29 protein-coding genes are annotated in these 24,168 nt (G+C 69.4%); 10 read left to right on the forward strand and 19 right to left on the reverse strand.

The genetic code is table 11. The annotated features are described in order from the left end of the window. The 4 genes from ACREEF_RS12540 to ACREEF_RS12555 form a co-directional block, all read right to left on the reverse strand. Positions 1 to 933, reverse strand: a 933-nt coding sequence (locus tag ACREEF_RS12540) for a TolC family protein (RefSeq protein WP_431565905.1), incomplete at its 3' end; no start/stop codon positions are given. Positions 934 to 987: 54 nt separating this feature from the next. Then, entirely contained in the window at positions 988 to 1,314 is a 327-nt protein-coding gene (locus ACREEF_RS12545; protein ID WP_431565906.1) for a hypothetical protein, read from the reverse strand. Between the two features lie 97 nt (positions 1,315 to 1,411). Next, on the reverse strand, positions 1,412 to 2,575 hold the full coding sequence (locus ACREEF_RS12550; RefSeq protein WP_431565907.1) for a copper resistance protein B: 1,164 nt from the start codon (positions 2,573 to 2,575) through the stop codon (positions 1,412 to 1,414). Next, positions 2,572 to 4,347, reverse strand: a complete 1,776-nt coding sequence (locus ACREEF_RS12555; protein WP_431565908.1) for a copper resistance system multicopper oxidase — start codon at positions 4,345 to 4,347, stop codon at positions 2,572 to 2,574. Before ACREEF_RS12555 ends, ACREEF_RS12550 begins: the two co-directional genes overlap by 4 nt. A 216-nt stretch (positions 4,348 to 4,563) precedes the next feature. Between ACREEF_RS12555 and ACREEF_RS12560 the strand changes: the two genes are divergently transcribed. Next, positions 4,564 to 5,295, forward strand: a complete 732-nt coding sequence (locus ACREEF_RS12560) for a PepSY domain-containing protein (RefSeq protein WP_431565909.1) — start codon at positions 4,564 to 4,566, stop codon at positions 5,293 to 5,295. A 4-nt stretch (positions 5,296 to 5,299) separates the two neighbouring features. On the opposite strand, the gene copD is transcribed toward ACREEF_RS12560, so the two are convergent. Beyond that, complete coding sequence (gene copD / locus ACREEF_RS12565; RefSeq protein ID WP_431565910.1) at positions 5,300 to 6,184, reverse strand: copper homeostasis membrane protein CopD; 885 nt, start codon at positions 6,182 to 6,184, stop codon at positions 5,300 to 5,302. Between the two features lie 17 nt (positions 6,185 to 6,201). Next, a complete protein-coding gene (gene copC, locus ACREEF_RS12570) occupies positions 6,202 to 6,561 on the reverse strand; it encodes a copper homeostasis periplasmic binding protein CopC (protein ID WP_431565911.1) in 360 nt (119 codons plus the stop codon). Positions 6,562 to 6,696: 135 nt separating this feature from the next. On the opposite strand from copC, the gene ACREEF_RS12575 reads away from it, so the two are divergent. The 4 genes from ACREEF_RS12575 to ACREEF_RS12590 are packed head-to-tail and all read left to right on the forward strand — an operon-like array spanning position 6,697 to position 10,296. After that, complete coding sequence (locus ACREEF_RS12575) at positions 6,697 to 9,195, forward strand: heavy metal translocating P-type ATPase (RefSeq protein WP_431565912.1); 2,499 nt, start codon at positions 6,697 to 6,699, stop codon at positions 9,193 to 9,195. Next, positions 9,192 to 9,611 (forward strand): Cu(I)-responsive transcriptional regulator, encoded by a 420-nt coding sequence (cueR, locus tag ACREEF_RS12580; RefSeq protein ID WP_431565913.1) that lies wholly within the window; start codon positions 9,192 to 9,194, stop codon positions 9,609 to 9,611. The genes ACREEF_RS12575 and cueR overlap by 4 nt, the downstream gene beginning before the upstream one ends. After that, on the forward strand, positions 9,608 to 9,805 hold the full coding sequence (locus tag ACREEF_RS12585) for a heavy-metal-associated domain-containing protein (RefSeq protein ID WP_431565914.1): 198 nt from the start codon (positions 9,608 to 9,610) through the stop codon (positions 9,803 to 9,805). The genes cueR and ACREEF_RS12585 overlap by 4 nt, the downstream gene beginning before the upstream one ends. Before the next feature lie 2 nt (positions 9,806 to 9,807). Beyond that, complete coding sequence (locus ACREEF_RS12590; protein ID WP_431565915.1) at positions 9,808 to 10,296, forward strand: DUF411 domain-containing protein; 489 nt, start codon at positions 9,808 to 9,810, stop codon at positions 10,294 to 10,296. A 42-nt stretch (positions 10,297 to 10,338) separates the two neighbouring features. Here the strand turns inward: ACREEF_RS12590 and ACREEF_RS12595 are convergent, their stop codons facing one another. Next, positions 10,339 to 11,097 (reverse strand): 3-oxoacyl-ACP reductase, encoded by a 759-nt coding sequence (locus ACREEF_RS12595; RefSeq protein WP_431565916.1) that lies wholly within the window; start codon positions 11,095 to 11,097, stop codon positions 10,339 to 10,341. Between the two features lie 118 nt (positions 11,098 to 11,215). Here ACREEF_RS12595 and ACREEF_RS12600 point away from each other — a divergent pair, with 118 nt between their 5' ends. From ACREEF_RS12600 to ACREEF_RS12610, 3 genes are read left to right on the forward strand one after another with little or no spacing between them, the layout of a single operon-like run. Continuing rightward, positions 11,216 to 11,500, forward strand: coding sequence for a metalloregulator ArsR/SmtB family transcription factor (locus ACREEF_RS12600; RefSeq protein WP_431565917.1), 285 nt, complete (start codon positions 11,216 to 11,218; stop codon positions 11,498 to 11,500). Continuing rightward, positions 11,497 to 12,171 carry an SdpI family protein gene (locus ACREEF_RS12605; RefSeq protein WP_431565918.1) on the forward strand — a complete coding sequence of 225 codons (675 nt, stop codon included), beginning with the start codon at positions 11,497 to 11,499 and terminating at the stop codon, positions 12,169 to 12,171. The genes ACREEF_RS12600 and ACREEF_RS12605 overlap by 4 nt, the downstream gene beginning before the upstream one ends. A 28-nt stretch (positions 12,172 to 12,199) precedes the next feature. Further along, complete coding sequence (locus ACREEF_RS12610) at positions 12,200 to 13,123, forward strand: alpha/beta hydrolase (RefSeq protein ID WP_431565919.1); 924 nt, start codon at positions 12,200 to 12,202, stop codon at positions 13,121 to 13,123. Between the two features lie 3 nt (positions 13,124 to 13,126). Here the strand turns inward: ACREEF_RS12610 and ACREEF_RS12615 are convergent, their stop codons facing one another. From ACREEF_RS12615 to ACREEF_RS12625, 3 genes are all read right to left on the reverse strand, one after another. After that, positions 13,127 to 13,861, reverse strand: coding sequence for a prephenate dehydrogenase/arogenate dehydrogenase family protein (locus ACREEF_RS12615; RefSeq protein ID WP_431565920.1), 735 nt, complete (start codon positions 13,859 to 13,861; stop codon positions 13,127 to 13,129). Continuing rightward, positions 13,858 to 15,195 (reverse strand): dihydroorotase, encoded by a 1,338-nt coding sequence (locus tag ACREEF_RS12620; RefSeq protein ID WP_431565921.1) that lies wholly within the window; start codon positions 15,193 to 15,195, stop codon positions 13,858 to 13,860. The genes ACREEF_RS12615 and ACREEF_RS12620 overlap by 4 nt, the downstream gene beginning before the upstream one ends. A 65-nt stretch (positions 15,196 to 15,260) precedes the next feature. Beyond that, positions 15,261 to 16,217 (reverse strand): glycosyltransferase family 9 protein, encoded by a 957-nt coding sequence (locus tag ACREEF_RS12625; protein WP_431565922.1) that lies wholly within the window; start codon positions 16,215 to 16,217, stop codon positions 15,261 to 15,263. Positions 16,218 to 16,434: 217 nt separating this feature from the next. Here ACREEF_RS12625 and ACREEF_RS12630 point away from each other — a divergent pair, with 217 nt between their 5' ends. Beyond that, positions 16,435 to 17,541, forward strand: a complete 1,107-nt coding sequence (locus ACREEF_RS12630) for a hypothetical protein (protein ID WP_431565923.1) — start codon at positions 16,435 to 16,437, stop codon at positions 17,539 to 17,541. 47 nt (positions 17,542 to 17,588) lie between these two features. Then, positions 17,589 to 18,134: a hypothetical protein gene (locus tag ACREEF_RS12635; protein WP_431565924.1), complete on the forward strand. Its 546-nt coding sequence runs from the start codon at positions 17,589 to 17,591 to the stop codon at positions 18,132 to 18,134. A 28-nt stretch (positions 18,135 to 18,162) separates the two neighbouring features. Here the strand turns inward: ACREEF_RS12635 and ACREEF_RS12640 are convergent, their stop codons facing one another. The 9 genes from ACREEF_RS12640 to ACREEF_RS12680 all read right to left on the reverse strand — a co-directional run. Further along, entirely contained in the window at positions 18,163 to 18,621 is a 459-nt protein-coding gene (locus ACREEF_RS12640) for a chemotaxis protein CheE (protein WP_431565925.1), read from the reverse strand. Between the two features lie 10 nt (positions 18,622 to 18,631). Then, entirely contained in the window at positions 18,632 to 19,222 is a 591-nt protein-coding gene (locus ACREEF_RS12645) for a response regulator (RefSeq protein ID WP_431565926.1), read from the reverse strand. 2 nt (positions 19,223 to 19,224) lie between these two features. Beyond that, positions 19,225 to 19,584 carry a hypothetical protein gene (locus tag ACREEF_RS12650; RefSeq protein ID WP_431565927.1) on the reverse strand — a complete coding sequence of 120 codons (360 nt, stop codon included), beginning with the start codon at positions 19,582 to 19,584 and terminating at the stop codon, positions 19,225 to 19,227. Then, a complete protein-coding gene (locus ACREEF_RS12655; protein ID WP_431565928.1) occupies positions 19,584 to 20,126 on the reverse strand; it encodes a chemotaxis protein CheD in 543 nt (180 codons plus the stop codon). The genes ACREEF_RS12650 and ACREEF_RS12655 overlap by 1 nt, the downstream gene beginning before the upstream one ends. Beyond that, complete coding sequence (locus tag ACREEF_RS12660) at positions 20,123 to 20,512, reverse strand: response regulator (RefSeq protein ID WP_431565929.1); 390 nt, start codon at positions 20,510 to 20,512, stop codon at positions 20,123 to 20,125. The genes ACREEF_RS12655 and ACREEF_RS12660 overlap by 4 nt, the downstream gene beginning before the upstream one ends. Positions 20,513 to 20,521: 9 nt before the next feature. Then, complete coding sequence (locus tag ACREEF_RS12665; RefSeq protein ID WP_431565930.1) at positions 20,522 to 21,562, reverse strand: protein-glutamate methylesterase/protein-glutamine glutaminase; 1,041 nt, start codon at positions 21,560 to 21,562, stop codon at positions 20,522 to 20,524. Then, on the reverse strand, positions 21,559 to 22,425 hold the full coding sequence (locus tag ACREEF_RS12670; protein ID WP_431565931.1) for a CheR family methyltransferase: 867 nt from the start codon (positions 22,423 to 22,425) through the stop codon (positions 21,559 to 21,561). The genes ACREEF_RS12665 and ACREEF_RS12670 overlap by 4 nt, the downstream gene beginning before the upstream one ends. Further along, the gene (locus tag ACREEF_RS12675) at positions 22,422 to 22,895 is read right to left on the reverse strand and encodes a chemotaxis protein CheW (RefSeq protein ID WP_431565932.1); all 474 of its coding nucleotides are present in this window, start codon (positions 22,893 to 22,895) and stop codon (positions 22,422 to 22,424) included. Before ACREEF_RS12675 ends, ACREEF_RS12670 begins: the two co-directional genes overlap by 4 nt. Before the next feature lie 5 nt (positions 22,896 to 22,900). After that, the coding region (locus ACREEF_RS12680; RefSeq protein ID WP_431565933.1) for a chemotaxis protein CheA at positions 22,901 to 24,168 on the reverse strand (1,268 nt) is incomplete at its 5' end.

Raw genomic sequence — 24,168 nt, forward strand, 5'->3', positions numbered from 1 at the left:
GGCCCGCGCCGCGTCGATACTGCCCCGGTTGCGGTCGAACAGAGGCAGGGGCATGGAAAGGCCGACGGTCAGGGCCGTGGCGTCCTCGGCCTGATAGCGGGTCACGCCGACCGAGGCGCTGACGTTGGGCCGGGCCTCGGCCCGCTCCCGCCGGATGCGCCGCTCGGCCGCCTCCGCCTCGGCCTCCGCCACGCGCACCGCCAGGGATGCAGCGGCGTCAGGCGTCGCCGGCGAGGTCCGGTCCAGCACCCCGGCTTCCACCGACGTCGCCGACGTCGGCAGCATGGCCTCGGCGGTCAGGCGGGCGAAGGCCACGTCGCGCTCGGCCCGCGCATCTTCGACCGCCGCGCGCGCCATGGCCGCTTCGGTTTCGGCCTGGATGCCGCGCAGCAGGGGTTCGCGCCCCTCCTCCACCAGCAACAGGGCGGCGCGGGCGTCGGCCAGGGCCAGGGTCAGGGCGTCCTCGGCCAGAACGAACCGGCGCTCGGCCGCCTCGGCCTCGGCATAGGTCAGGGCCAGACGGGCGACCGTGTCGATCCCCGCCTGATCGCGGCGCAGGGCGCTGATCCCCGCTTCGGCGCGGGCCACATCGACGCGGGCGCCGCGACGCCCGCCCAGCTCCAGGTTCTGGGTGAGGTCGAGACTGATCTCGGCCTCGCCCCATCCGGCATAGGGTTTACCCCCCATAACGCCGTCGGCGCGAAGGGCCAGCTCCGGATTGGGTCGGACAGCGGCTTGCCGGACGCGCGCCTCGGCGGCCTCCAGCAGGGCGTCGGCCTCGACCCGGGCGGGGGCGTTCCGGCCGATCCGCTCCAGCAGGATTTCATAGGACGGCGCCGGGTCGGCCCGCACGGGGCCGACGTCCCAGGCCGCGATAGCGGCCAAGGCGCAGCCGGCGACCGCAAGCGGCGACCGGCGTTTCAGGGAAGACATGGTTCATATCCCGAATGACTGACAAGAAGACGCGCCTATCGGCGCGGCGTCCGCTCAGGTTCGAGGGGGGCGTTCCAGTCCGCCGGGCACGCGCGACGTCAGCAAGTCGTTCAGCAAGGGGAACGGTCGCGCGGCGACCGAAAACGCCGCGGGCGGCGCTTCCGTAAAGGGAATCAGGGCGCTGGCCGCGTGGTGGCAATGGCCGTGGGCGCAACTGGCGTCGCCGTCCAACCCGGGCGCGCCGTCATCGTCGGCGTGGACCTCCGCCGTAGCGACATCGGCCGACGCCACGTCATGCGGTAGTTCGAGACCACAGACCGCAGCGTCGGCGACGGGCACGAGACCGAACATGGTGACAACGAGCGCCAGCAGCGCCCCCAACACCATCGTCCTGAATCCACCCGTGGCCATGAGCTTCAGATAGCACGACGCGAATGGTTCGCACGACCCTGAATTACGCACGCGCCGATCCGCCGCATCAGAACCAGGCCTTGATCCCGACGACGAAGCGCGTCGCGTCCACGTCGTCGCCGCGCGCCCGGGCGTAGTCGGCCGTGTCGCCGAACGCGCGGCTCCACTCGACCCCGACGTAGGGGGCGAACTCCTTGCGGATTTCGTAGCGCAGCCGCAGCCCCGCCGTGACCGAGGTCAGGCCCGAACCGATCTCCAGCTCGGGAATGTCGCTGGCCGACAGCGCGACTTCGATCGCCGGTTGCAGGATCCACTTCTGGGTGATGCGCTGGTCGTATTCCGCCTCGGCCCGCGCCGTCAGCTCGCCCTCGGTCGACAGGAAGGCGGCGGCGCTCATCTCAAACCAGTAGGGCGCCACGCCCTGAACCCCGACAGTCAGATGGGTCGCATCCTCGCCGTCGGGACGGAAGTCCTGACGCACGCCCGCCTGAACGTCCCAGAAGGGGGCGACGGCGCGGCTGTAGAGGGCCTGGACCTCGGCGTCGTGCAGCTTGCCGTCGAACGCGCCCTCGCCTTCGGTCTTCCACCAGAAGCGGTTGATGTCGCCGCCGGTCCAGCCCTGGGCGTTCCAGCTGTAGCTCTTCTCGCCGTCGCCGAAGCCGGCCTCGATGGAGTCGATCAGGACTGCGGTCGTGCGCACGTCGCCGTTCTCGGCCAGCAGCTGCTTGCGCGACGCCGCCATGACGGCGGGGTCGAACAGCAGGTCCGCCGCATGGGCGGGCGCAGCGCGGGCGGCGGCGGGCGGCGGCGTCTCGGTCATTCGTCCGCCGACCGCGTCCACGCTGGTCGGGATGTTGGGCGCGCCGCCGGTCATCGCCGACATATCATGCCCGGCGTGAGGATCGGTCTGGGTCGGCGCCATGTTGTGACCGGCGTGCGGGTCGGCCGCAGGCGCCTGGGCTGGAGCCGTCTGCATCGCGCTCATGTCGTGGCCAGCGTGCGGGTCGGCGGCAGGCGCCGAAGCCGCGGCCGGAGGCGCGACGCGGCGCGGCTGAGGCGCAGCAGCGCGCGGCTTGGGCTTGGGCGCAGGCCGGGGCCGGGCTTGCGGCGGACGGGCGGGCGCGGCGTGGGCGCCGTGACCTCCATGCCCCCCGTGGCTCTGGGCGACGGCGGAACCGGCGGCCAGCATCAGGGGCAGAACCGCGACAGCGGCGAACAGGGCGCGGCTCATCGGGCGGCTCCTTCCAGCGGACGAACCGTGACGACGTTGAACATCCCCGCGTGCATGTGCATCAGCAGGTGGCAGTGGAAGGCCCAGTCGCCCGGCGCGTCGGCGGTCAGGTCGAAGGTCACCTTGGAGCCCGGCGCCACATTGACCGTATGCTTCAGCGGCTGATGCCCGTCGTGGCCGTTGACCAGCTGGAAGAAGTGGCCGTGCAGGTGGATCGGGTGGGCCATCATGGTGTCGTTGACCAGGGTGACGCGGACCCGCTCATTCAGCTCGAAGCGGATCGGCTCGACCAGTTCCGAGAACTTGCGCCCGTCAAAGCCCCACATGAACCGTTCCATATTGCCGGTCAGGTGGATCTCCATCGACCGCGACGGCGGGCGGGTGTCCTTGTTCGGCTCCAGCGAGCGCAGGTCGGTATAGACCAGCACCCGGTGATCCACGTCCTGAAGGCCCTGCGGACGTTCGCCCAGCCGGTTGGCGGGCGCGGGCGCGACGGCGTCCACCCCGACGCCGACCGCCATGTCGGCGGGGGCGTTGTTCGGATCGCGCATGCTCATGGCGCCGTGGTCCATCGGCGCGGCGGCGGCAGCTCCAGCGGCGGCCGCTCCGTGCGCAGAGTGGTCCATCCCGGCCATGCTGCCGTGGTCCATGCCCCCCATGCCCATATCGGCCATGGTCAGGTTCGGAACCTTGCGCAGCGGCGGCACCTCGGCGGTCATGCCCAGACGCGGGGCCAGGGTGGCGCGGCCCATGCCCGAACGGTCGATGGCCTCGGAAACGATGGTGTAGGCGCGGTCCTCGAGCGGGCGGACGATGACGTCATAGGTCTCGGCGACCGAGATCTGGAACTCGTCGATCTCGACCGGGCGCACGTGCTCGCCGTCGGCCTGCACCACCGTCATGGCCAGGCCGGGGATGCGGACGTTGAAGATCGACATGGCCGAGGCGTTGATGACGCGCAGCCGCACCCGCTCGCCGGGCCGGAACAGGCCGGTCCAGTTCTCTTCCGGACCGTGGCCGTTGATCAGATAGGTGTAGGTGGTGCCGTTGACGTCCAGGATGTCGCGCGGGTCCATGCGCATCCCGCCCCACATCCGGCGCTCGGCCAGGCTCATGCCGTCCGACCCGTCCAGCAGGCCCGCCAGGGTGGTCTTCTGCATGTTGAAGTAGCCGGGGCTCTTCTTCAGCTTGGCCAGGATTTCGTGCGGATGCAGGAAGCTCCAGTCCGACAGGACCAGAACATGCTCGCGGTCATAGCCGACCGGGTCCACGCCCGCCGGGTCGATGACGATGGGACCATAGTGACCCATGGCCTCCTGAAGCCCTGAGTGGCTGTGATACCAGTAGGTGCCCGACTGCTTCAGCGGGAACTCATAGACGAAGGTCTCGTGCGGCTTGATGCCGGGGAAGCTGACGCCCGGCACCCCGTCCATCTGGAAGGGCAGCAGCAGGCCGTGCCAGTGGATCGAGGTGTCCTCGTCCAGATGGTTGGTCACCGACAGGCGCACGTTCTGGCCCTCGCGCATCCGCAGCAGGGGCGCCGGCAGCAGGCCGTTGACCATGAAGGCGTGGCCGGTGCGACCGCCGACGGTGAAGCTGCCCTCGCCCACGCTCAGGTCGATGTTCGGTCCCGTCAGCGTCGGCAGGTCGGCCCGCAGGCCCGGCGACCCGGTTTGCGCCCAGGCGGGCAGCAGGCCCTGAAGGCCGAGCATGCCGCCGCCCGCGGCCGCGCCGCGCAACAGGGACCTGCGATCGAGAGCCATGCTCGACATAGGGAGGATCATCCTTCTTGTACCGTACCGCGTCTGACGATTTCGACGCGGGCTTTACTGCTAATACGCGCATCGGCCTGACGCCCCTTGCGACAGGACGCCACAGACGCGTCTAAGACTATCACGCCGGCCTGAGGGATGGCCGCGAACGGCGCGTAGGATCATGCAGGGACGCGCCCAAGGGCGCGGAAAGAACGCGAGAGGGGGCTCATCGCCATGAAACTGCTTCGGCTTTCGACACAGATCCACAAATGGGTCGCTCTGGTCATTGGTCTGCAGGTGCTGTTCTGGGTCGGCGGGGGGCTGGTGATGACCGCCATTCCCATCGAGACCGTCCGCAGCGAGCACCGCTTCCAGAAGCCGGACTATCCCGCCTTCGCCATCGACGCCCTGATCCCGATGCAGACGGCGGCGACCGGCCTGTCGGCGCCCATCGACAAGGCCGAACTGCGCCAGACCCCGCGCGGCCCGGCCTGGGTCTTCACGCCCGCGGACGGCGCCCCGGTGATCCTGTCGGCCCTGGACGGCAAGCCCTTCGCCGCCTTCCCCCGCGCCGAGGCCCTGCGTCTGGCCCAGGCCGCCTATCGCGGCGAGGCCAAGGCCCAAAAGGCCACCCTGTTCGACGAGGCCCCGCGCGAGACGGGCCGCGAGGGCCCGCTGTGGCGCGTCGACTTCAATGATTTCGAACACACCAGCTTCTACCTGTCGCCGGAAACGGGCGAGGTCGTCACGCGTCGCTCGGGCGTCTGGCGCTTCTATGACTTCTTCTGGCGGCTGCACATTCTCGACTTCAAGACCGGCGAGAACTTCAACCATCCGACCCTGATCATCATCACCATCCTGACGCTCAGCATGGTGATCAGCGGCTTCATCCTGTTGTGGATCAAGCTGGCGCGGGACTGGACGGTGCATCAGGCCACCCGCCGCAAGCTGGCCCAGAAGGCCTAGGCGATCAGAGGGATGCCGGCGGCGCCAGCATCCCCATCGCCCCGACCAATCCCAGGATCAGAAGACCCAGGGCCAGTTCCGCGCCCAGACTGAGCCTCAGCCCCGCCAGTCCGCCCCCGCCCCGCTCCAGCGCCGGGGTCGAGCGGAACCGGTGCAGCGCCGCCAGCCCCAGCATGGCCGCAAACGCCGCCAGCTTGAGCGCCAGCAGGCGGCCATAGGGCGTCTCGCCCAAGGTCAAGGCGCGCTCGACGCTGACCAGATAGGCGCTGTTGATCAGGCCGGTCACCAGCAGAACGGCGACGCAGAGCGTCCCTACCCGTGCAAAGCCGCCGAGCGCCGTCGCCAGAGCGGCCTGTGCCGCCGCATCCCCCTCGATCCACCGCATCGCCAGCGCCACGAAGGCGAAGACGGCGCCGATCCAGATCAAGGCGGCGACAGCGTGCAGGATGTCGGCGGTCAGGTGCAGCCAGCGCCCCGCCCCCTCGGTCGCCGCCCCATGACCGGTCCAGGCGAAGCTGGCGGCGACGATCAGGCCGAGCCCCAGAGCGACCGACCACAGCCCCCGCCCTGCACGCAGGAACAGAACCGTCGGGATCAGCAGCAACGCCGCCCCCGCCCGCACGGCATAGGCCGCGCCCAGCGCCGTGCCGCCGACGACGAAGCTCAGGGCCTCCGGGTTCAGCGCCTGATCCAGCGCCCCGGCCATCAAGCCGGTCTGCAGGGCCAGGGCCGCCAGCGCCAGCAGCGTCAGGGCCGCCGCGCTGCCTCCCAGCACCGGACGCACCCAGCGCGGCGCCTGCCCTCCGAAGACCGCGCCGCCGTAAAGCATGAAGGCGGGCAGGCCCAGCACCACGGACGCCGCCGCATACTGGGCCGCGCGCAGCCCCATCAGCCAGGCCTCCACGGTCAGCGCACGGTGAAGGGAACAGAGCCCGTCATGCGGTGGCCGTCGCTGGAGGCCAGCCGCCAGTTGATGACATAGGCGCCCGCCGCCAGCGGTCGGGCCACGGGCGCGCTCAGGGTCTTGCCGTCTTCGCTGACCGTCGTGCGCACCGGCGTCTTCACGCCCGCGGCGTTGACGACCTCGAAGGTCGAGAAGGCCGGGGCCATCTTCTCGCTGAAGGTCAGGCTGATGGCGCGCGGCGAGGCCACGCTTGATCCCGCCGCCGGGGTCGAACTGACCAGACGGGCGTGGGCGGCGGCGGCGGACGGCAGCATCAGGGCCGCAGCGACGGCGGCGACAGGCAGAAGACGAAACAGGGACATGGGGCGCTCCGTTGGAAAATCAGCTCTCCAGACCCTTACGCGTCGGCCCGATCACACCCTCACGAGGGGGTGTTGACCTTACCATGACGGGAAGGTTTAGAAGGTTCAGGCTGTAAACGACGAAAGCCTCCGCCGATGTCCGACGCCTTCCTGAAAGCCCTTGAACTGCCGGTCCTCGGCATGACCTGCGCCAGCTGTGTCGGCCGGGTCGAAAAGGCTGTGCGCGCCGTGCCCGGCGTGACCGAGGCCAGCGTCAACCTGGCCGCCGAGCGCGCCCACGTGGTGCTGGACGCCGACGGATCGCCCGCCGCCGTCGCCGCCGCCATCCGCGCCGCCGGCTATGAGCCGCTGGAGGAAGAAGTCATCTATCCGGTGCGCGAGATGACCTGCGCCAGCTGCGTCAGTCGCGTCGAAAAGGCCCTGGCCGCCGTGCCCGGCGTGCTGAGCGCCAGCGTCAACCTGGCGACTGAGCGGGCCACGGTCCGCTTCCTGTCGGGAACCGTCGCCTTCCGCGATCTGGCCGCCGCCGTGCAGCAGGCCGGCTATGTGCTGGAGCAGCCGGAACAGGGCGACGTCGAGGTCGGCGACCGCGAACAAGCGGCCCGTGCCGCCGAGATCCGCAACCTGGGCCGCGCCGTCCTGATCGCCGGGATCGCTGCGCTGCCCCTCTTCGTGCTGGAGATGGGCTCGCACTTCATCCCCGGCATGCACCACTGGCTGGCCGAGACCATCGGCGTGCAAAACTGGCGGCTCATCAGCTTCGTTCTGGCGACCTTCGTCCTGTTCGGACCCGGCCTGATCTTCTTCCGCAAGGGCGTGCCGGCCCTGCTGCGCCGCGCCCCCGACATGAACTCCCTGGTGGTGCTGGGCGCCAGCGCGGCCTGGGCCTTCTCCACCGTGGCGACCTTCGCCCCCGGCCTGCTGCCCCAGGGCACGGCCAACGTCTATTTCGAAGCGGCGGCGGTGATCGTCACGCTGATCCTGGTGGGACGCTGGATCGAGGCCCGCGCCAAGGGCCAGACCAGTCAGGCCATCCGCCGCCTGATGTCGCTGCAGGCCAAGACCGCCCGTGTGGTGCGCGATGGGCTTGAGCAGGACGTGGCCATCGACAGCGTCCAGCCCGGCGACATCGTCGTGGTGCGCCCCGGCGAGCGCGTCCCCGTCGATGGCGTGGTGACCGAGGGCGCGTCCTGGCTCGACGAATCCATGCTGACCGGCGAACCCATCCCGGTCGAAAAGAGCGCCGGCGCCAAGGTCGTCGGCGGCACCCTGAACACCACGGGCGCCTTCCGCTTCGAGGCGCAGCAGGTCGGCGCCGAGACGGTGCTGGCCCAGATCGTCCGCATGGTCGAAACCGCCCAGGGCGCCAAGCTGCCCATTCAGGCCCTGGTCGACCGCGTCACCGGCTGGTTCGTGCCCGTCGTCATGGCCGTGGCCGTCCTGACCTTCGCCGTCTGGTATCTGTTCGGCCCCGAACCGACGCTGGGCATGGCCCTGGTCGCCGCCGTGGCGGTGCTGATCATCGCCTGCCCCTGCGCCATGGGTCTGGCGACCCCGACCTCCATCATGGTCGGCGTCGGCCGCGCCGCCGAACTGGGCGTCCTGTTCCGCAAGGGCGAGGCCCTGCAGGCCCTGCAAGGCGTCGACCTGATCGCCTTCGACAAGACGGGCACGCTGACCGCAGGCCGCCCCGAGCTGACCGACCTGACCGTGTCAGAGGGCTTTGACGAAGACGAGGTTCTGGCCCTGGTCGCCGCCGTCGAGGCCCAGTCCGAACACCCCGTGGCCCGCGCCCTGGTCGAGGCCGCCGCCGAACGCGGCCTGAGCGTCGCCCGCCCCGAAGACTTCGCCTCCGTGCCCGGCAAGGGCGTCGCCGGCCGGGTCGCGGGCCGTCGCATCGAGGTCGGCGCCGACCGCTACATGGCTGATCTGGGCCATGACGTCGCCGCCTTCGCCGAGGCCGCCGCCCGTCTGGGCGACGAGGGCAAGACGCCGCTCTACGCCGCCGTCGACGGTCGTCTGGCCGCCGTCATCGCCGTCGCCGACCCGATCAAGGCGACCTCCGCCGCCGCCATCAACGCCCTGCACGAACTGGGGCTGAAGACCGCCATGATCACCGGCGACAACCGCCGCACCGCCGAGGCCGTCGCCCGCCGCCTGGGCATCGGCGAGGTTCACGCCGAGGTCATGCCCGACGGCAAGGTCGCCGCCATCACCGCCCTGAAGACCGGCGGACGCCGCATCGCCTTCGTCGGCGACGGGGTCAACGACGCCCCGGCCCTGGCCTCGGCCGACGTCGGTCTGGCGGTCGGCGGCGGCGCCGACGTGGCCATCGAAAGCGCCGACGTGGTCCTGACCGGCGGCGACCTGCGCGGCGCGGTCAGCGCGGTCGGCCTGTCGCGCGCCACCATGAGCAACATCCGCCAGAACCTGGCCTGGGCCTTTGGCTACAACGTCCTGCTGATCCCGGTCGCGGCGGGCGTCCTCTATCCGGCCTTCGGCTATCTGCTATCGCCCATGCTGGCGGCGGGGGCCATGGCCCTGTCCAGCGTCAGCGTGGTGCTGAACGCCCTGCGTCTGCGCGCCTTCAAACCCGAGATCGCCAAACCCCAGAAAGAAGGAGCCGCCCGATGAACATCGGCAAGGCCTCTCTCGCCACCGGCGTCTCGGCCAAGATGATCCGCTACTACGAGTCCGTCGGCCTGATCCGGCCCTCGGAGCGGACCGAGAGCAACTACCGCGACTTCGGCGAGCGCGACCTGAACGACCTGCGCTTCATCCGCCGCGCCCGCAGCCTCGGCTTCTCCGTCGAGGAGATCACTCGCCTGCTGTCCCTGTGGCGTGACCACAACCGGCCCAGCCGCGAGGTCAAGGCCATGGCCGAGAAACACGTCGCCGACCTCGACGCCCGCATCAAGGAGATGCAGGCCATGGCCGACGCCCTGCGCACCCTGTCGCACTGCTGCGCCGGGGACGACCGGCCCGACTGCCCCATCCTGTCCGACCTGGCGGGTTCGTCCGCCGCTGTTTCCCAAGGAGCTTCCCAATGATCGCCCTGACCATTCCCAAGATTCGCTGCGGCGGCTGCGTCGCCAGCGTCGAGAAGGCCATCCACGGCGTCGACGCCTCGGCTGAAATCAAGGCCGACATCGAGGCTCGCCGCATCGAGGTGACGAGCGGCGCCGACCGCCAGGCCCTGACGACCGCCCTGGCCGACGCCGGCTATCCGGCCGAGGCGGCCTGACCATGAACAAGCTCAAGATTTCCGCCCTCGCCGCCGGCGTCGCCATTCTGGGCGGCGCGGGCTTCCTGCTGAACGGCCTGCCCACCGCTGCGCAAGCCTCGGACATGACCGTCTACAAGAGCGATTCCTGCGGCTGCTGCGGCGGCTGGGTCGAGCATATGCGCAAGGCCGGATACGCCATCCGCGTCGTCCCGACCGACGACCTGGCCCCGGTGAAGATCCGCTTGGGCGTGCCGCAGTCCCTGTGGAGCTGCCACACCGCCGTGGTCGACGGCAAGGTGATCGAGGGCCACGTCCCCGCCGCCGCCGTCGACGCCTTCCTGAAATCGTCGGGCGCCGCGCGCGGCATCGGCGTCGGCGGCATGCCGACCGGCTCGCCCGGCATGGAGGCCCCCGGCTACGCCCCCGAACGCTACGACGTCATGCGCTTCGGCAGCGGCGCCCCCGCCCGCTTCATGACCTTCGAGGGCGCGAACCCGGTTCGCCGCTAAAGCAAAAGGCCCCGCCGGATCATCGGCGGGGCCTTTTCGTATTCAGTCCCTGACCAGCCCGCCGTCGACCACCAGGTTCTGGCCCGTCACCGCCCGGCTCCACGGCGAAGCGAAGAACAGCACCGCATCGGCGAACTCCTGCGGGGTGGTCACCGAGCGCAGCGGCGTCATGCCGGCGATCAGGTCGAACACGGCGTCCGGCGTCGCCGCACTGGCGTCCGTGGTCCGCAGCAGACCGCCCGAGACCATGTTGACCGTGATCCCCGACGGGCCGAGATCGCCCGCCGCTGTCCGCGTCAGGCTGAGCAGCGCCGCCTTGGCGGCGGTGTAGTCGTGATAGGGCACGACTGGATTCTGAAACAGGTTGGTGCCGATGTTGACCACCCGGCCGAACGTCTGCGCGCTCATGCCCAGCGCCGTCGCCTGGATGACGTTCAACGCGCCGCGGATCACGGTCGAGAACTGACGCTCCATGTCCTCCCACGGAATGTCCGCCATCTGGGCGCGCGCGTCGCCATTGAAGCTGTAGTCCAGGGCGTTGTTGACCACGGTGCTGACTGGCCCGCCGAAATGGGCCTCGGCCTGCGCCACCATGGCCCCGACCGCCGCGCGGTCGGTCACATCGGCCTGGATGGCGATGGCGCGCTCGCCCAGTTCGTCGGCCAAGGCTTGCGCCTGCTCGCCGCTGGCGCGCCAGTTGATCACCACCCGCGCGCCCTGCCCGGCAAAGGCCCGCGCCGCCGCCGCGCCCACGCCGCGCGCGCCGCCGGTGATGAGAACGATCTGATCGCGGATTTCCATGAGAACGACTCGCAGCAAGTAAACAACCTCAGCCATAGGCCGGGCGCCCGCCGAAGGCCAGCCGCGCCTCGACGAACGAGGGTTGTATTTAGGATAATTCCTAATTAGCCTCTTGCCTATGAACAGTCTGTTCAAAGCCCTGTCGCATCCGGTGCGGCGCCGCATCATCGCCATGCTGCGGTCCGGCCCCCTGTCCTCAGGCGACATCGCCGCCGCCTTCGACATGAGCTGGCCGACGGTCACCGGGCACCTCAACGCCTTGAAGGAGGCCGAACTGGTCAGCACCGAACGCGAGGGCCAGTCGATCCGCTACCGGCTGGAGATCTCGGCGGTGGAGGAGGCCCTGGCCTTCCTCATGGACCTGAGCGGAACAGGCAAAACCGACGAGGAGGAGACCCGATGAAACGTCTCACTCTGGCCGACACGGCCGCCGCCATCGTCTCGCTTCTGATCCTCACGGCGGCAGCATGGATAGCGACGTATGGGCCCGAGACGCCGATCCCGGTGCATTTCGACGCCGCCGGACAGGCCAATCGCTACGGCAGCCGCTATGAACTCGCCGCGACCCTGGCGGGGCTGGCCGCATTGAATCTGCTGGTCGCCTGGATGACCGGACGTCAGGCCGCTACCGTCGCCGACCCGGTCCGCCGCAAGGGACTTCGCAGCGGGCAATGGCTGTCGATCATCATCATGGGCGCGGTCGCCGTCTTCATCGGCTGGGCCAGCCTCGGCCCCGCCGCTGCGTCCGGCGTGAGCCATCCGGGCGGCTCCATGGCCTTCCTCGCCTTCATCCTGCTGATCACAGGCGCGACCCTGGGCCGCGTCAGCCCCAACCCCTTCATCGGGGTGAAGACGCCCTGGACCTACAAGTCACGGCTGGCGTGGGACCGCTCCAACCGCCTGGCCGGTCGGCTGATGTTCTGGCTGGGCGCGGTCGGCCTGATCGCCAGCCCTTTCATCGTCCAGCCCGCAGGACTGATCGGCCTGATCGCCGCCGTCCTGATCGCCGCCGTCTGGTCCGGGTTCGAGAGCTGGCGCGTCTGGCGCACCGATCCCGACCGCCAACCCTTCTGATTTCACGCTTCTCAAGACGGAGACGACCATGCTGACCCTCGCCGCCGCCCTGCTGCTTTCGCCGGTTTCGACGCCGGTCGCGCTGCCCTCGACGCCAGCGCCCCTGCACGGAACCCTGCTGACGCCGGACGGCCAGGCGCGCGCCGCCGCCGTCATCCTGCCCGGCTCCGGCCCGACCGACCGCGACGGAAACAGCGCCCAGTTCGGCATCCGCGCCGGGACCTATCGCCTGCTGGCCGAGGGTCTGGCCGATCGGGGCATCGCCACGATCCGCATCGACAAGCGCGGCATCGGCGAGAGCGGCGCCGCCGGTCCCGCCGAGCCCGACCTGCGCTTCAACACCAATATCGACGACGCCCGCGCCTGGGCCGCCGAAGCGGCAGCCAAGACGGGCCGCCCTTGCGCCTGGCTGATCGGCCACAGCGAGGGCGCTCTGGTCGCCCTGGCCACCGCCGCAAACGGCGACGACAAGGTCTGCGGCCTGGTCCTGCTGTCCGGCGCCGGACGCCCGGCGGGCGTGGTGCTGCGCGAACAGCTGGCGACCTTGCCGGAGCCGTTGAAAACCGAGGCCTACGCCACCCTGGCCGAGCTGGAGGCCGGTCGCACCGTCGCCAACCCGCCGGCGTCGCTGGCGGCCCTGTTCCGGCCCTCGGTCCAGCCCTATCTGATCTCGTGGCTGGCGCTGGACCCGACCAAGCTGGCCGCCGCCTACGACGGCCCGATCTTCGTCGGTCAGGGCACCACCGACCTGCAGGTCAGCGTCGCCGACGCCGAGGCGATCAAGGCGGCCCAACCCCGCGCCGACCTCGTCGTCTGGGACGGCGTCAATCATGTGCTGAAGGTCGCGCCCGCCGACCGCGCCGCCAATGTCGCCACCTACATGGACCCGGCCCTGCCGCTGGCCCCCGGCCTGGTCGAAGCGGTGGCCGACTTCATCCTGAAGCCGCGCTGAGCCCTACCCGTCCAGTTCCGCCCGCGCCTGTTCGGCCAGGTCGAAGAAGCGGCGGCGGACCTCGGCGGCGTAGGGGTTGTCGTGTTCGATGGCGCGGAACACCGCCGCGCTGTCGTGGCGGACCATGTCGACGCCCTGCATGACCCGCTCGAAGCTGGTCGTGGTCATACGCGTCGGCAGCGGCTCCATGGCCAGCAGGACCTTGGCGATCAAATGGGTCAGGCCCTGCACCGTGGCCGCCTCGCGATCGTGATCCTCGGGCGTGACGACGAAGACCTTGAGGCCCAGCGCCCGGCGACAGAAGGCGGCCACGCGCCAGGCCGCCTTGTCGCCCCGCACCGGACAGACGGCGATGCGCAGACCGGCGATGCCGTCCTTGCCGCTCTGGGGACCGAACAGGGGGTGGGTGCCGACGACGTCCACGCCTTCGGGCAACCCCTCCAGCATGACCTTCGCCGGCTTCACCTTCACCGAGCCGACGTCGAGGATCAGGGCGCCGGGCGTCACATGCGGCGCGATGGCCGCGACCGTCTCCGCCAGCACCCCGACCGGCACGGCCAGCACCACCACCGGACAGGCGGCGGCTTCCTCCAGCGTCGTCAGCCGCGCCAAGCCCTCGCCGTCGCTGACCGCCGGGTCGTGGGCGAGGATGTCGAACCACGGCGCCAGATGCTTCGCCGTCAGCCGCCCGAAGGCGCCGAAGCCGATCAGGCCGAGCGTGGGCTTGGGGCCGCTCACCCCGCCAGGGTTTCCTGGAACCGGACCGGGCGGCCATGCGCCTTACCGATCAGTTCGCCGTCCTTCATCACCACGCGGCCGCGCACGATGGTGGCCACCGGCCAGCCCGTGGTCTCGAAGCCGTCGAAGGGCGTCCAGCCGCAGCGGCTGGCCTGCTGGTCGTGGGTGATGGTCTTCTTGGCCTTCAGGTCGACGATGGTCAGATCGGCGTCATAGCTGACGGCCATCCGTCCCTTGTTGGCGGTGCCGAACACGCGCTGCGCCCCGCCCGAGGTCAGGTCGATGAAGCGTTCCAGCGACAGGCGCCCCTCAGCGACGTGGGTCAGCATCAGCGGCACCAGGGTCTGCACCCCCGGCATCCCCGACGGCGAGGCCGGATAGGGCTTGGACTTTTCTTCCTTCGTGTGCGGCGCGTGGTCCGAACCCAGGACGTCGGCCACGCCCTGCTGCATGCCCCACAGCCACAGGGCGTCGACGTGCTCCTGCGACCGGATCGGCGGGTTCATCTGGGCGTAGGCGCCGAGACGCTCATAGGCTTCCGGCGCCACCAGCGTCAGGTGCTGGGGCGTGATCTCGACGGTGGCGACATCCTTGTGGAAGCGCAGGAACTCCATCTCGTCCTTGGTCGTGACGTGCAGGACGTGGATGCGCGCGCCGGTCTCCTTGGCCAGACCAACCAGACGGCGGGTGGACATGATGGCGCTCTCGGCGTCGCGGACCTCGGGGTGGCTGGTCCAGTCGCCGGTGCGGGCCAGGCTGCGGCGCTCGACCAGACGGTATTCGTCCTCGGAGTGGAAGGTGGCGCGGCGGCGCACGTTGGACAGGACCTTGCGCACCCCCTCGTCGTCGGCGATCAGTAGGTCGCCGGTCGAGGCGCCCATGAAGACCTTGACCCCGCAGCAGCCCGGCAGGCGCTCCAGATCGCCCAGATGCTCGGCGTTCTCATGCGTGCCGCCGACGTAGAAGGCGTGGTCGGTCCACATCCGGTCCTTCGCCCGCACCAGCTTGTCGGCCATGGTGTCGGGGTCGGTGGTGTTGGGGTTGGTGTTCGGCATCTCGAACACGGCGACGACGCCGCCCAGGGCCGCCGCGCGGCTGCCGGTCTCGAGGTCTTCCTTCCATTCCAGACCCGGCTCGCGGAAGTGGACCTGGGTGTCGATGACCCCCGGCAGAACCGTCAGGCCGGTGGCGTCGAACACTTCCCCCGCCGAGGCCTGGCTCAGGTCGCCGATGAAGGCGATGCGGCCGTCGATGACGCCGACGTCGGCCTTGCCGCGTCCGGCGTGATTGGCGACTTCGCCGCCCCGCACGATCAGGTCATAGGTCTGGGTCATTGGCGCATCTCCTGAGGTCGAGCGCTTATGCGCGTCCGACGCCCCAGGGGACAACCCCCGAGAGGTCAGTCCGCCAACTGCGCCAGCAGCTTCTTCGCCGCCTTCAGCACCCGCTCATAGGGCAGGTCCATCATGTGCTGGATGTGCTGGTTCAGGCGCGGGTCCATGTCGATGAACTCCTGCAGGCTGCGCGGACCGCGCACCGCCACCCCGGTCCAGGGGCGACGCAGGGTCTCGTCCGAGGGGCCGAACACCCCCACCGCTGGCACGCCCGCCGCCACCGCCAGCTGGGTCCACAGCGAGTCCCCGCCGATATAGAAGTCAGCCCGCGACAGGGCCGCGACCGTCTGCAGCCGCGTCAGCCGGCCTTGCAGTTCGATCACCCGCTCGCGCTTGACGGCGAAACGGATCGAGTGGGCCGCGTCGCGGTCGGCCTCCTCGCCGACGATCATCAGCCGCCCGCCGGCCAGAGGCCCGTCCTCGCCCAGCAGCGACAAGGCCACCTTGGCGTAACGGTCGGCGGGCCAGCGCTTGCCGATCCAGTCCACGCCCGGCCCGATGGCCAGGATCGGGCCCGTACCCGGCGGGATCAGGGCGTCGGCGGCCTCCTGCGAGTCTCGCCCGATGAACAGCTTCGGCGCCGGGATCTCGTCCAACTGCAGCACGCGCGCGGCCTGCTCGACCAGATGCACGTCGGGCAGGGTCTTGCCCTTCACCGCCCGCTTCTGACGCCGCAGCTTGCCCGACAGGGTCGAGCCGCGCATGTCGACCACCAGCCCCCAGTTGGTCTCGCGCACCTGGTTCCACAGGGCGATCCAGTCCCAGCGCCCGTCGCGGTCCAGAACGATCAGCCGCTCCAGCCGCGGCAGGTCCGCAAACAGCGGCGCGCTGGCCGGCGAACCGACGACGGTGAAGGTGGCGTGCGGGATGGCTTCGACCAGATGGGCGAGCGCCCCCGACGAGAGGACCGCGTCTTCTGCGTCCGCCTCGGCGATATAGAGGATCGGGAACCGCCCATGCATGGGGATGAGCCTAGAGGGATTCTCTACGGAATTCAGCGTAGATGCATGAGGGGGCGATAGACCGGACCAGCGCTTGTTTCCAGCTCATGGAAACCGGCTGGATGGATTTCCGCGCCTTCCCCAACGGCGCTGCGACACCTTTATTCTCGTGCTCGACAGCACCACCCGCATCTGCACAGATATACAAGCCGAACCATTCGATCTGGGAAGCAATTGAATGCCTAAAGGCGCTTCGTATCTACTGATAACGGTTCTGATCGGATGCGCGATCTTTGTCGGGGCGATTTCTATGCCATGGGAACGCTTCTCTCCCAGCGCATACGGACCCGACATCAATCCTCCTTACCGCAAGAACGACTATTCAATCGAGCGAGCGGAGTATGGCGACGGACGCTTGTGGCTTCTTTCGGAAACCGGAAAGCTCTGGAGCGTGGCCGAAGAAGCGGCCGAGCCGATCCGGGCGGAACTCGCTTCCCCGGTGCACAGCCTATGCGTCCGCGAACAGGGGCCCGCCATTGTCATAGACCGGCGAGGACAACCCGACACCTGGGCCGTTCAGGAGTTGAAGGGAGATCGCTGGGTATTGGTTGGAACCGTCCCCAAATCAGGAGAAGGCTTGGTCAGCTTGACCTGCGACCGGGCCGGCCTGAGTGTTCTGACGTCGCAGCGCCTTATATCATTCAACGGCGGGCGCACGACTATCACGCCGCTCACCCTCCGCGTCCCCGCCCTACCCAGAAGCGTTGTTCTGACAACGCCTGGGCGCATTTTCGTTGGACTGAACGTGGGCGAATGGGGCGGAGGCCTGATGAGCATCGACCGGCACAGCGGCGAAGTCATTGATGTTGCAAAAAATACGTCGGGCGAGTTGTGCGCCGGCCCCCTCAACCCTGACTGCGATCCGGTCAAGGGCTTGTCGCGCATACCGTGGAGGCCAGACTGCGTCGCAGCGGCGATCGGCTTGATGCATATGAGCGCTCATGGTCGCCTCGTTGAAGTGTGCGGGCGCGAGGTCAAGAGACTCTATTTCGGCCCCTGCCCGACGGGAGAGGAACCTTACGTCCGTGGGGACGGCGAGCCGTTCTGCACCGAAGCACTTCATGGCGTAAGCCAGAATGGAAACGCTCTGGTAGCCGTCGGAACCAACGGGCTGAGTATTGTCGGCGAGAAAGGCCTCATTCGCCGCGAACCGCTACCGGCGTCCAAGGCCTATGGACCCTTCGAAATCAGCTTCGGAGCCGACATCATTTTCATATGGAAGGACGCCAGCCGCAGAGACCCCATGATCGACCAGGCGTTTTTGGTCCCGCGCCAGCGCCCCTGACCATCCTTGATCGCGCATTCCACGCCGCCTTGCGCTAAACCCCGCTCATGTCCCTTCCCCTCCTTCCCGACCGGACCTGCGGCGGCTGCGTCGAGTGCTGCCGCGTGATCCCGCTGAACCTGCCCGAACTGGCCAAACCGACGGGCGAGCTGTGCGGCTATTGCGTCGACGGGGCGGGCTGTTCGGTACATGAAATCAGGCCCCAGACCTGCCGCGTCTGGTTCTGCCTGTGGCGAGCGGTCGAACTGTCCGACGACTGGCGGCCCGACCGCAGCGGCGTCATCATCCGCCCCGACGGCGTCGAGCGCGGCGAGATCACCCTCTATGTCGTGCGCCGTTCCGACTTCCTGGCGGGCATGGACTTCTTCGCCACGGTCGCCGGCTGGATCGCCGAAGGGATCGAGGTGGCGCTCAGCGTGCCCGGCCCGGTCGGCGCCTATCCGGCCCGCGCCGTCGTCACTGACTGGCTGCGCCCCGCCGTCGAGGAGGGTGATCCCGAGGACTTCGTCGCCCGCGTCCTCGTCTCGCTGGACAAGCTGGCCGAGCACGACTTCCAGCCGGACGGGATCACGGCGCGGTACGCCGTCGCCTGATCCCTTCTTTGTTCTTGCGGGTGTAGGTTCAGGTCGCCTGACGACTGAGGGCCGCGACCGAGCGCAGGCCCGTCAGCAGGGCCTCGGTGGCGGCGTCGGCCTTGCAGCCGCCGGTCAGGATCAGGCGCATGGCCCGCACATGGACCTGGACCGAGGGCCAGCTCCAGGCGCCGCTGGCCTGCATCCGGTCGGCGATCTCGCACAGGCTGTAGCCCGCGTCATACAGGGGGCCGGTGTCGAAGAAGCCGGCCGTGTCCAACAGGGACGAAGCCAGCCTGTAGACGTCCGGCTCCGAGCCCGGCGCGGCGGCCATGCAGACCAGTTCCAGCTCCGTTACCGTGCCGGCGACCGTGGTCATCACGTCGTCGCGGTGTCGCTCCAGTCGTTCGTTGGCGCGGCGCTCGACCTCGGCGACGGTGCGGCCGCCCGGTTGGGCCATCTGGCGCGCGAGGGTGGTCTTGACCTTCAGGGTGCGGGCTTCGGTCACTTGTCAGTGCTCATAGGGCGACCCTCTGGGGTTTCAGCAGCATATCGATGTCGGACTGGTCCATATTGGCCTCGACGGCAGCGCCGACGTGGGCGGACAGGTCGTCCTTGCGCCGCCCCGGTATGCCCAGCGGCGGGCCGAAATTGCGGACGCGACGGTCGGGCCCGACGTAGTTTTCGCTCTCGACGAACTCACGCTCGTCCCCGGCCAGCCACAGAATGCGCTTCAGCAGCACCGCCGGGGTCAGGGGTTTGGTGACGACGAAGCTGACGCCGCAGTCGCGCCCCTCACGCACCTTGGATTGCGAGGCGTGGCCGGTCAGCAGGATGATGGGAATGAAGCGCAAGGGCGCCGGTGTCTCGCGCCGCAGCCAGCGGGCGAAGGCGTAGCTGTCCATCGCCGGGTCGGCGCAATCGATGACGATCAGGTCGACGGCGCGCTGCTGGATCACCCGCACCGCCTCCGTCGCCGAGGCGCACTTGATCTGCTCCTTGACGCCGAAGCCGAGGAAGACGGAGCTGAGCATATCCAGCGCCTGCGGATTGTCGTCGATCAGCAGGACGGTCGATTGCTCCAGATTGACGCGGTCGGCGGCGCTCATGGTCAGTCGAACAGGATCAGATCGCCGCAGACGACGGCGGGCGCGGCGGCGGCCGTCGGCGACTTCACCCGCAGCGAGACCTCGCGCAGGCGGTCCGCCATCTCGGCCAGCGGCAGGGCGGCCAGGGCCGTGTCCATCGGCTGATCTTCGGCCAGGGCCCCCGCCAGACCCGACAGGGCGTCGACCCTCTGACTCAGCACGTCGAAGGCCTGCATCCGGGTCAGGAAGGTCAACCTCTGCTCGGGCGCCGCGCTCTTCAGCAGTTCGGACACCAGGTCGCCCGCCTCGTCGATGCCAGCGCGGATGTCGGCCAGTTCGGCGGAGACCGCCGCCAGCAGGCCTCTCGGATCGTAGTCGTTCATCAGAACAGCTCCAGCGCGCCGGATTCGACGGGCGGCGGCGGCGGCGTCGGGCGCGGGGCGACCGCGTCCGTGACCGCGCGCTGCAGCGCCCGACCGCTCACCGGCCAGTAATGCAGTCGACGCCCCCCGGCGCCCCTGAGGCTGGCGCCGACGACGGGGATGCCCTCGTCGGCCAGAAAACGTTCGGCGAAGTCGGCGTTGGACGTGCCCACGTCCTTCAGCGAGTCGAACATCCGCCCGCCGCCGAACAGCTTGGCTTCCAGACGTTCGCGACGCCCGCCCGCCTTCAGCACGTCGTTGATCAGCAGCTCCATCGCATAGGCGCCGTAGCGGCGCCCCGCATCGGTCCCCGCCCCCGCGCCTTCGGGCAGGAGGAAGTGGTTCATGCCGCCGACCCCGGCCACCGGATCGCGCAGGCACATGGCGACGCAGCTGCCGAGCACGGTCGAGAGCACGACGTCGGGATCGGACGTCACGAGGTGCTCGCCCTGACCGACATGGACGCGCCGTTCCGTCGCCAGCTGGTCGCCCGCGCCGATCATGTCAGCGGGCCGAACACGCCTTCCAGCTTGTCTTTCAGCTGGGCGGTGGTGAAGGGTTTGACCAGGTAGTTGTTCACGCCGAACTGGACCGCGCGCTGCACCAGTTCGCGGTCGGCGCGGCCGGTCAGCATGATGAAGGCGGTCTTGGACGTCGGCGGGTGGGCGCGGATGGCGCGCAGCAGGCCCAGACCGTCCAGGTTCGGCATGTTGAAGTCCGAGATGACCAGATGCACCGGCTTGGTGATGATCGACCGCAGGGCCAGTTCGCCGTCGGCGGCCTCGGAGATCTCGCGCACGCCGATCTGCTGAAGGCTGTTGCGGATCAGGGACCGCATGGTCAGTTGGTCGTCGACGACCAGGACGTTCAGGGCGGAGGCGGCAGGCATAGGCGGTCCTTACGCAACAGGCTTTGAGGCGTGGGCGCCGGCGGCGCACAGCTCGAGAATGGCGGGAGCGAGACGGGGCAGAGACAGCTGGCGCTCGACCGCGCCCAGTTCGAAGGCGGCGCGCGGCATCCCGTAGACGACGCTGGAGGCTTCATCCTGGCCCAGGGTGCGGGCGCCGGCCTGACGCATGGCCAGCAGGCCGCGCGCCCCGTCCTTGCCCATCCCCGTCAGGATGACGCCGGTCATGGAGCGGCCCAGGCGGGCGACCGAGTTGAACAGGACGTCCACCGACGGACGGTGGCCGTTGACCGGATCGGCGCGGACCAGACGGCACCGCCCGCCCGAGACTTCCAGATGGGTCTCGCCGCCGGGGGCGATATAGACGTGGCCGGGCGCCAGGGGCGCGCCGTCGACGGCTTCGGTGACCGTGGCGCCCGACGCCTTGTCCAGACGGGCCGCGAAGCTCTTGGTGAAGGTCGCCGGCATATGCTGGGTGACGACGGTGGCGGGGCAATTGCCCGGGAAGGCCGACAGGATGTTCAGCAGGGCCTCGACCCCGCCGGTCGAGGCGCCGATGGCCAGAACATGGTTCGGATCGGCGCGATAGGCGCTGTCCACCGCGCGCGTCTCGCGCGCTTCCAGCGGGCGAACACGAGAACGGGCGGCGATCTTCACCTTCTCGGCCAGGTCGGCGAAGGCTTCCTGGGCCGGGACGCCCGGCGCGGGCTTGGCCACGGCGTCCACCGCCCCGACCTCCAGCGCCGCCAGGGTCACGTCGGTCCCCGCCTGGGTCAGGGTCGAGACCATGACCACGGGCATGGGCCGCAGCCGCATGATCTTCTCGAGGAATTCCAGCCCGTTCATATTGGGCATCTCGACGTCCAGGGTGATGACGTCAGGGTTCAGTTCCTTGATGGCGGCGCGGGCCTCCAGCGGGTCGGCGGCCGTGCCGACCACGGCGATCTCGGGATCGCGGCGCAGGACGGCGCTGATCAGGCTGCGCATGGTGGCGCTGTCATCGACCACCACGACTCTCACCGGCCCGCTCATGCCCGGCCTCCAAGACGGTAGGCCGTCAGGCCGCAGGTCTGCAGCTGGGCCGTCGCCGGGCCGCTGACGCGCTCGGAATGGCCGATGTAGAGGGTGGCGCCCGGGTTCATCATCGGAGTGAAGCGGCTCCAGACCAATTCCTGGGTCGCGTCATCGAAATAGATGACCACGTTGCGGCAGAAGATGACGTCGAACTTGCCGCGCATCGGCCAGTCGCCGATCAGGTTCAGCTCGCGGAAGGAGACCAGGCGGCGCAGGGTCGCGTCGGCGCTGAACCGGCCGGCCGCGCCCGCCACCGGCTCGAAATGCTTGCGGCCGGACGCCGGCACCGGCGACAGCAGTTCGTCCGAATAGATCCCCGCCGCGCCCTCGGCCACCATGTTGGGGTCGATGTCGGTGGCCAGGATGCGCACGTCCAGATCCGCCGCTTCCGGCAGGACGTCCAGCACGGTCAGGGCCATGGAATAGGGCTCCTGTCCGTTGGAGCAGGCCGCCGACCACAGGCGCACGCGCCCGCCGGCCCGCGCCCGCGCCGCCAGTTCCGGCATGACGTGGTCGCGCAGGTGATCGAAGTGGTGCGGCTCGCGATAGAAGCGGGTGACGTTGGTGGTCAGAGCCGCGGTCATGGCCTGACGCTCGTCGACGCCCTCCACGCCCTCGATCAGGGCGCAGTAGTCGCGGAAGCTGCGCAGCCCCAGCACGCGCAGCCGCTTGGCCAGGCGCGAATAGACGAGCGCAGCCTTGCCCTCGCTCAGGGCGATGCCGGCGTGGGCGTGCAGGGTCTGGGCGATGTGGCGGAAATCCTCGGCGGTGAAGACGAACTCGCCTTCCACCAGGGACGTGCGCCCGGCGGCGGTGGTCATGCGGCTTCGGCTTCGCTTTCGGCCGGCAGGACGTGGTTGAGGTCGATCAGGCTGATCATCCGGCCGCCCTCGACGGCGAAGATGCCCTGGACGAAGGTCTTCACATGGTCGCTGGCGACGTCCGGCGTCGGCTGGATGGTCGAGTCCGTCAGCTGCACGATGTCCGACACCGCATCGACCAGCAGGCCGACCAGGCGGTTGCCGATATGGGCCACCATGATGACGTGTCGGGCGGTCGGCTCGGCCGTCGCCAGACCGAAGCGGGCGCCCAGGTCGATGATCGGCAGGACGATGCCGCGCAGGTTGATGACGCCCTTCATGTAGGACGGCGAACGCGGCAGGGGCGTCGCGGGCGTCCAGCCGCGGATCTCGCGGACGTTCATGATGTCGACGCAGAATTCCTGCTCGCCGATGCGGAAGGCGATCAGTTCGCGGTCGGCGCCGGCGACGTTGGAGGTGACTTCGGTCATGATGTTCAGCTCGCCATCTTCAGTTCAGGACGATTGGATTTGCGGCGCCCGGCGATGACCAGGGCGTCGATGTCGAGGATCAGGGCGACGCTGCCGTCGCCCAGAATGGTCGCGGCGGAAACGCCGTCGACGTGGCGGTAGTTGGTCTCGAGGCTCTTGATCACCACCTGGCGCTGGCCGTTGATGGCGTCGACCAGCAGGGCGGCGCGCGAGCCGGCCTCGGTCTCGACGATCATGACCACGCCGCCTATCAGGGTCGTGGCGTCGTCGCGGAAGCCCATGACGCGGGCCACGTCCACCAGGGGCACGAACTCTTCACGGAAGCGGATGACGGCGTCATGGCCGCCGACGTGGTGGATGTCCTCGACGTTCGGGGTCAGGCTCTCGACGATGGCCGACAGGGGCGCGACCAGGGTCTGTTGGGCGGCGGACACCACCATGCCGTCCAGCACCGCCAGCGTCAGCGGCAGGCTGAGGGTGAAGGTCGAGCCCTTGCCCGGCACCGAGCTGATCGAGATGCGGCCGCCCAGGGCCTGGATCGAGCGCTTGACCACGTCCATGCCGACGCCGCGGCCCGAGACGTCCGTGACGGTCTCGGCGGTCGAGAAGCCGGGCAGGAAGATCAGATTGTCGACCTCGTCGTCGGTCAGGACGGCGTCCTCGGCGATCAGGCCGCGATCCACGGCGATGCCGCGCACGCGGGGGCGGTTGATGCCCTTCCCGTCGTCGGCGATCTCGATGACGATGCGACCCGAGCGGTGCAGGGCGGCCAGACGCACCGTGCCCTCGGCGGGCTTGCCGGCGGCTTCGCGCTCCTCGGCGCTTTCCAGCCCGTGGTCGATGGCGTTGCGCAGCATGTGGGTGATCGGCTCGGCCAGGCGTTCGACCACGGTCTTGTCGACCTCGGTGTCCTCGCCGGACGTGACCAGACGCACGCGCTTGCCGGTCATTTCGGCGACTTCGCGGACCAGGCGCGGCATGCGCTGGAACACCGACTTCACCGGCTGGGCGCGGATGGCCATGACGCTGTCCTGAATGTCGCGCGTCAGCAACTCCAGGTCTTCCAGACCCAGGGCGATGTCGGACGAGCGGGCCAGGCCGCTCTCCATGACACGCTGGGCCAGCATGGCCTGCTGGATGACCAGTTCGCCGACCACGTTGATCAGGCGGTCCACTCGATCCAGATCGACGCGGATGGTCACCGGGGCGACGGCGGCGGGGGCCGAGGGCGCGGCCGCGGGCGCCGGAGCGACGGGCGCGACCGGCTTGGGCG

The organism is Brevundimonas sp. (genome assembly GCF_050729455.1).
Lineage (GTDB): Bacteria > Pseudomonadota > Alphaproteobacteria > Caulobacterales > Caulobacteraceae > Brevundimonas.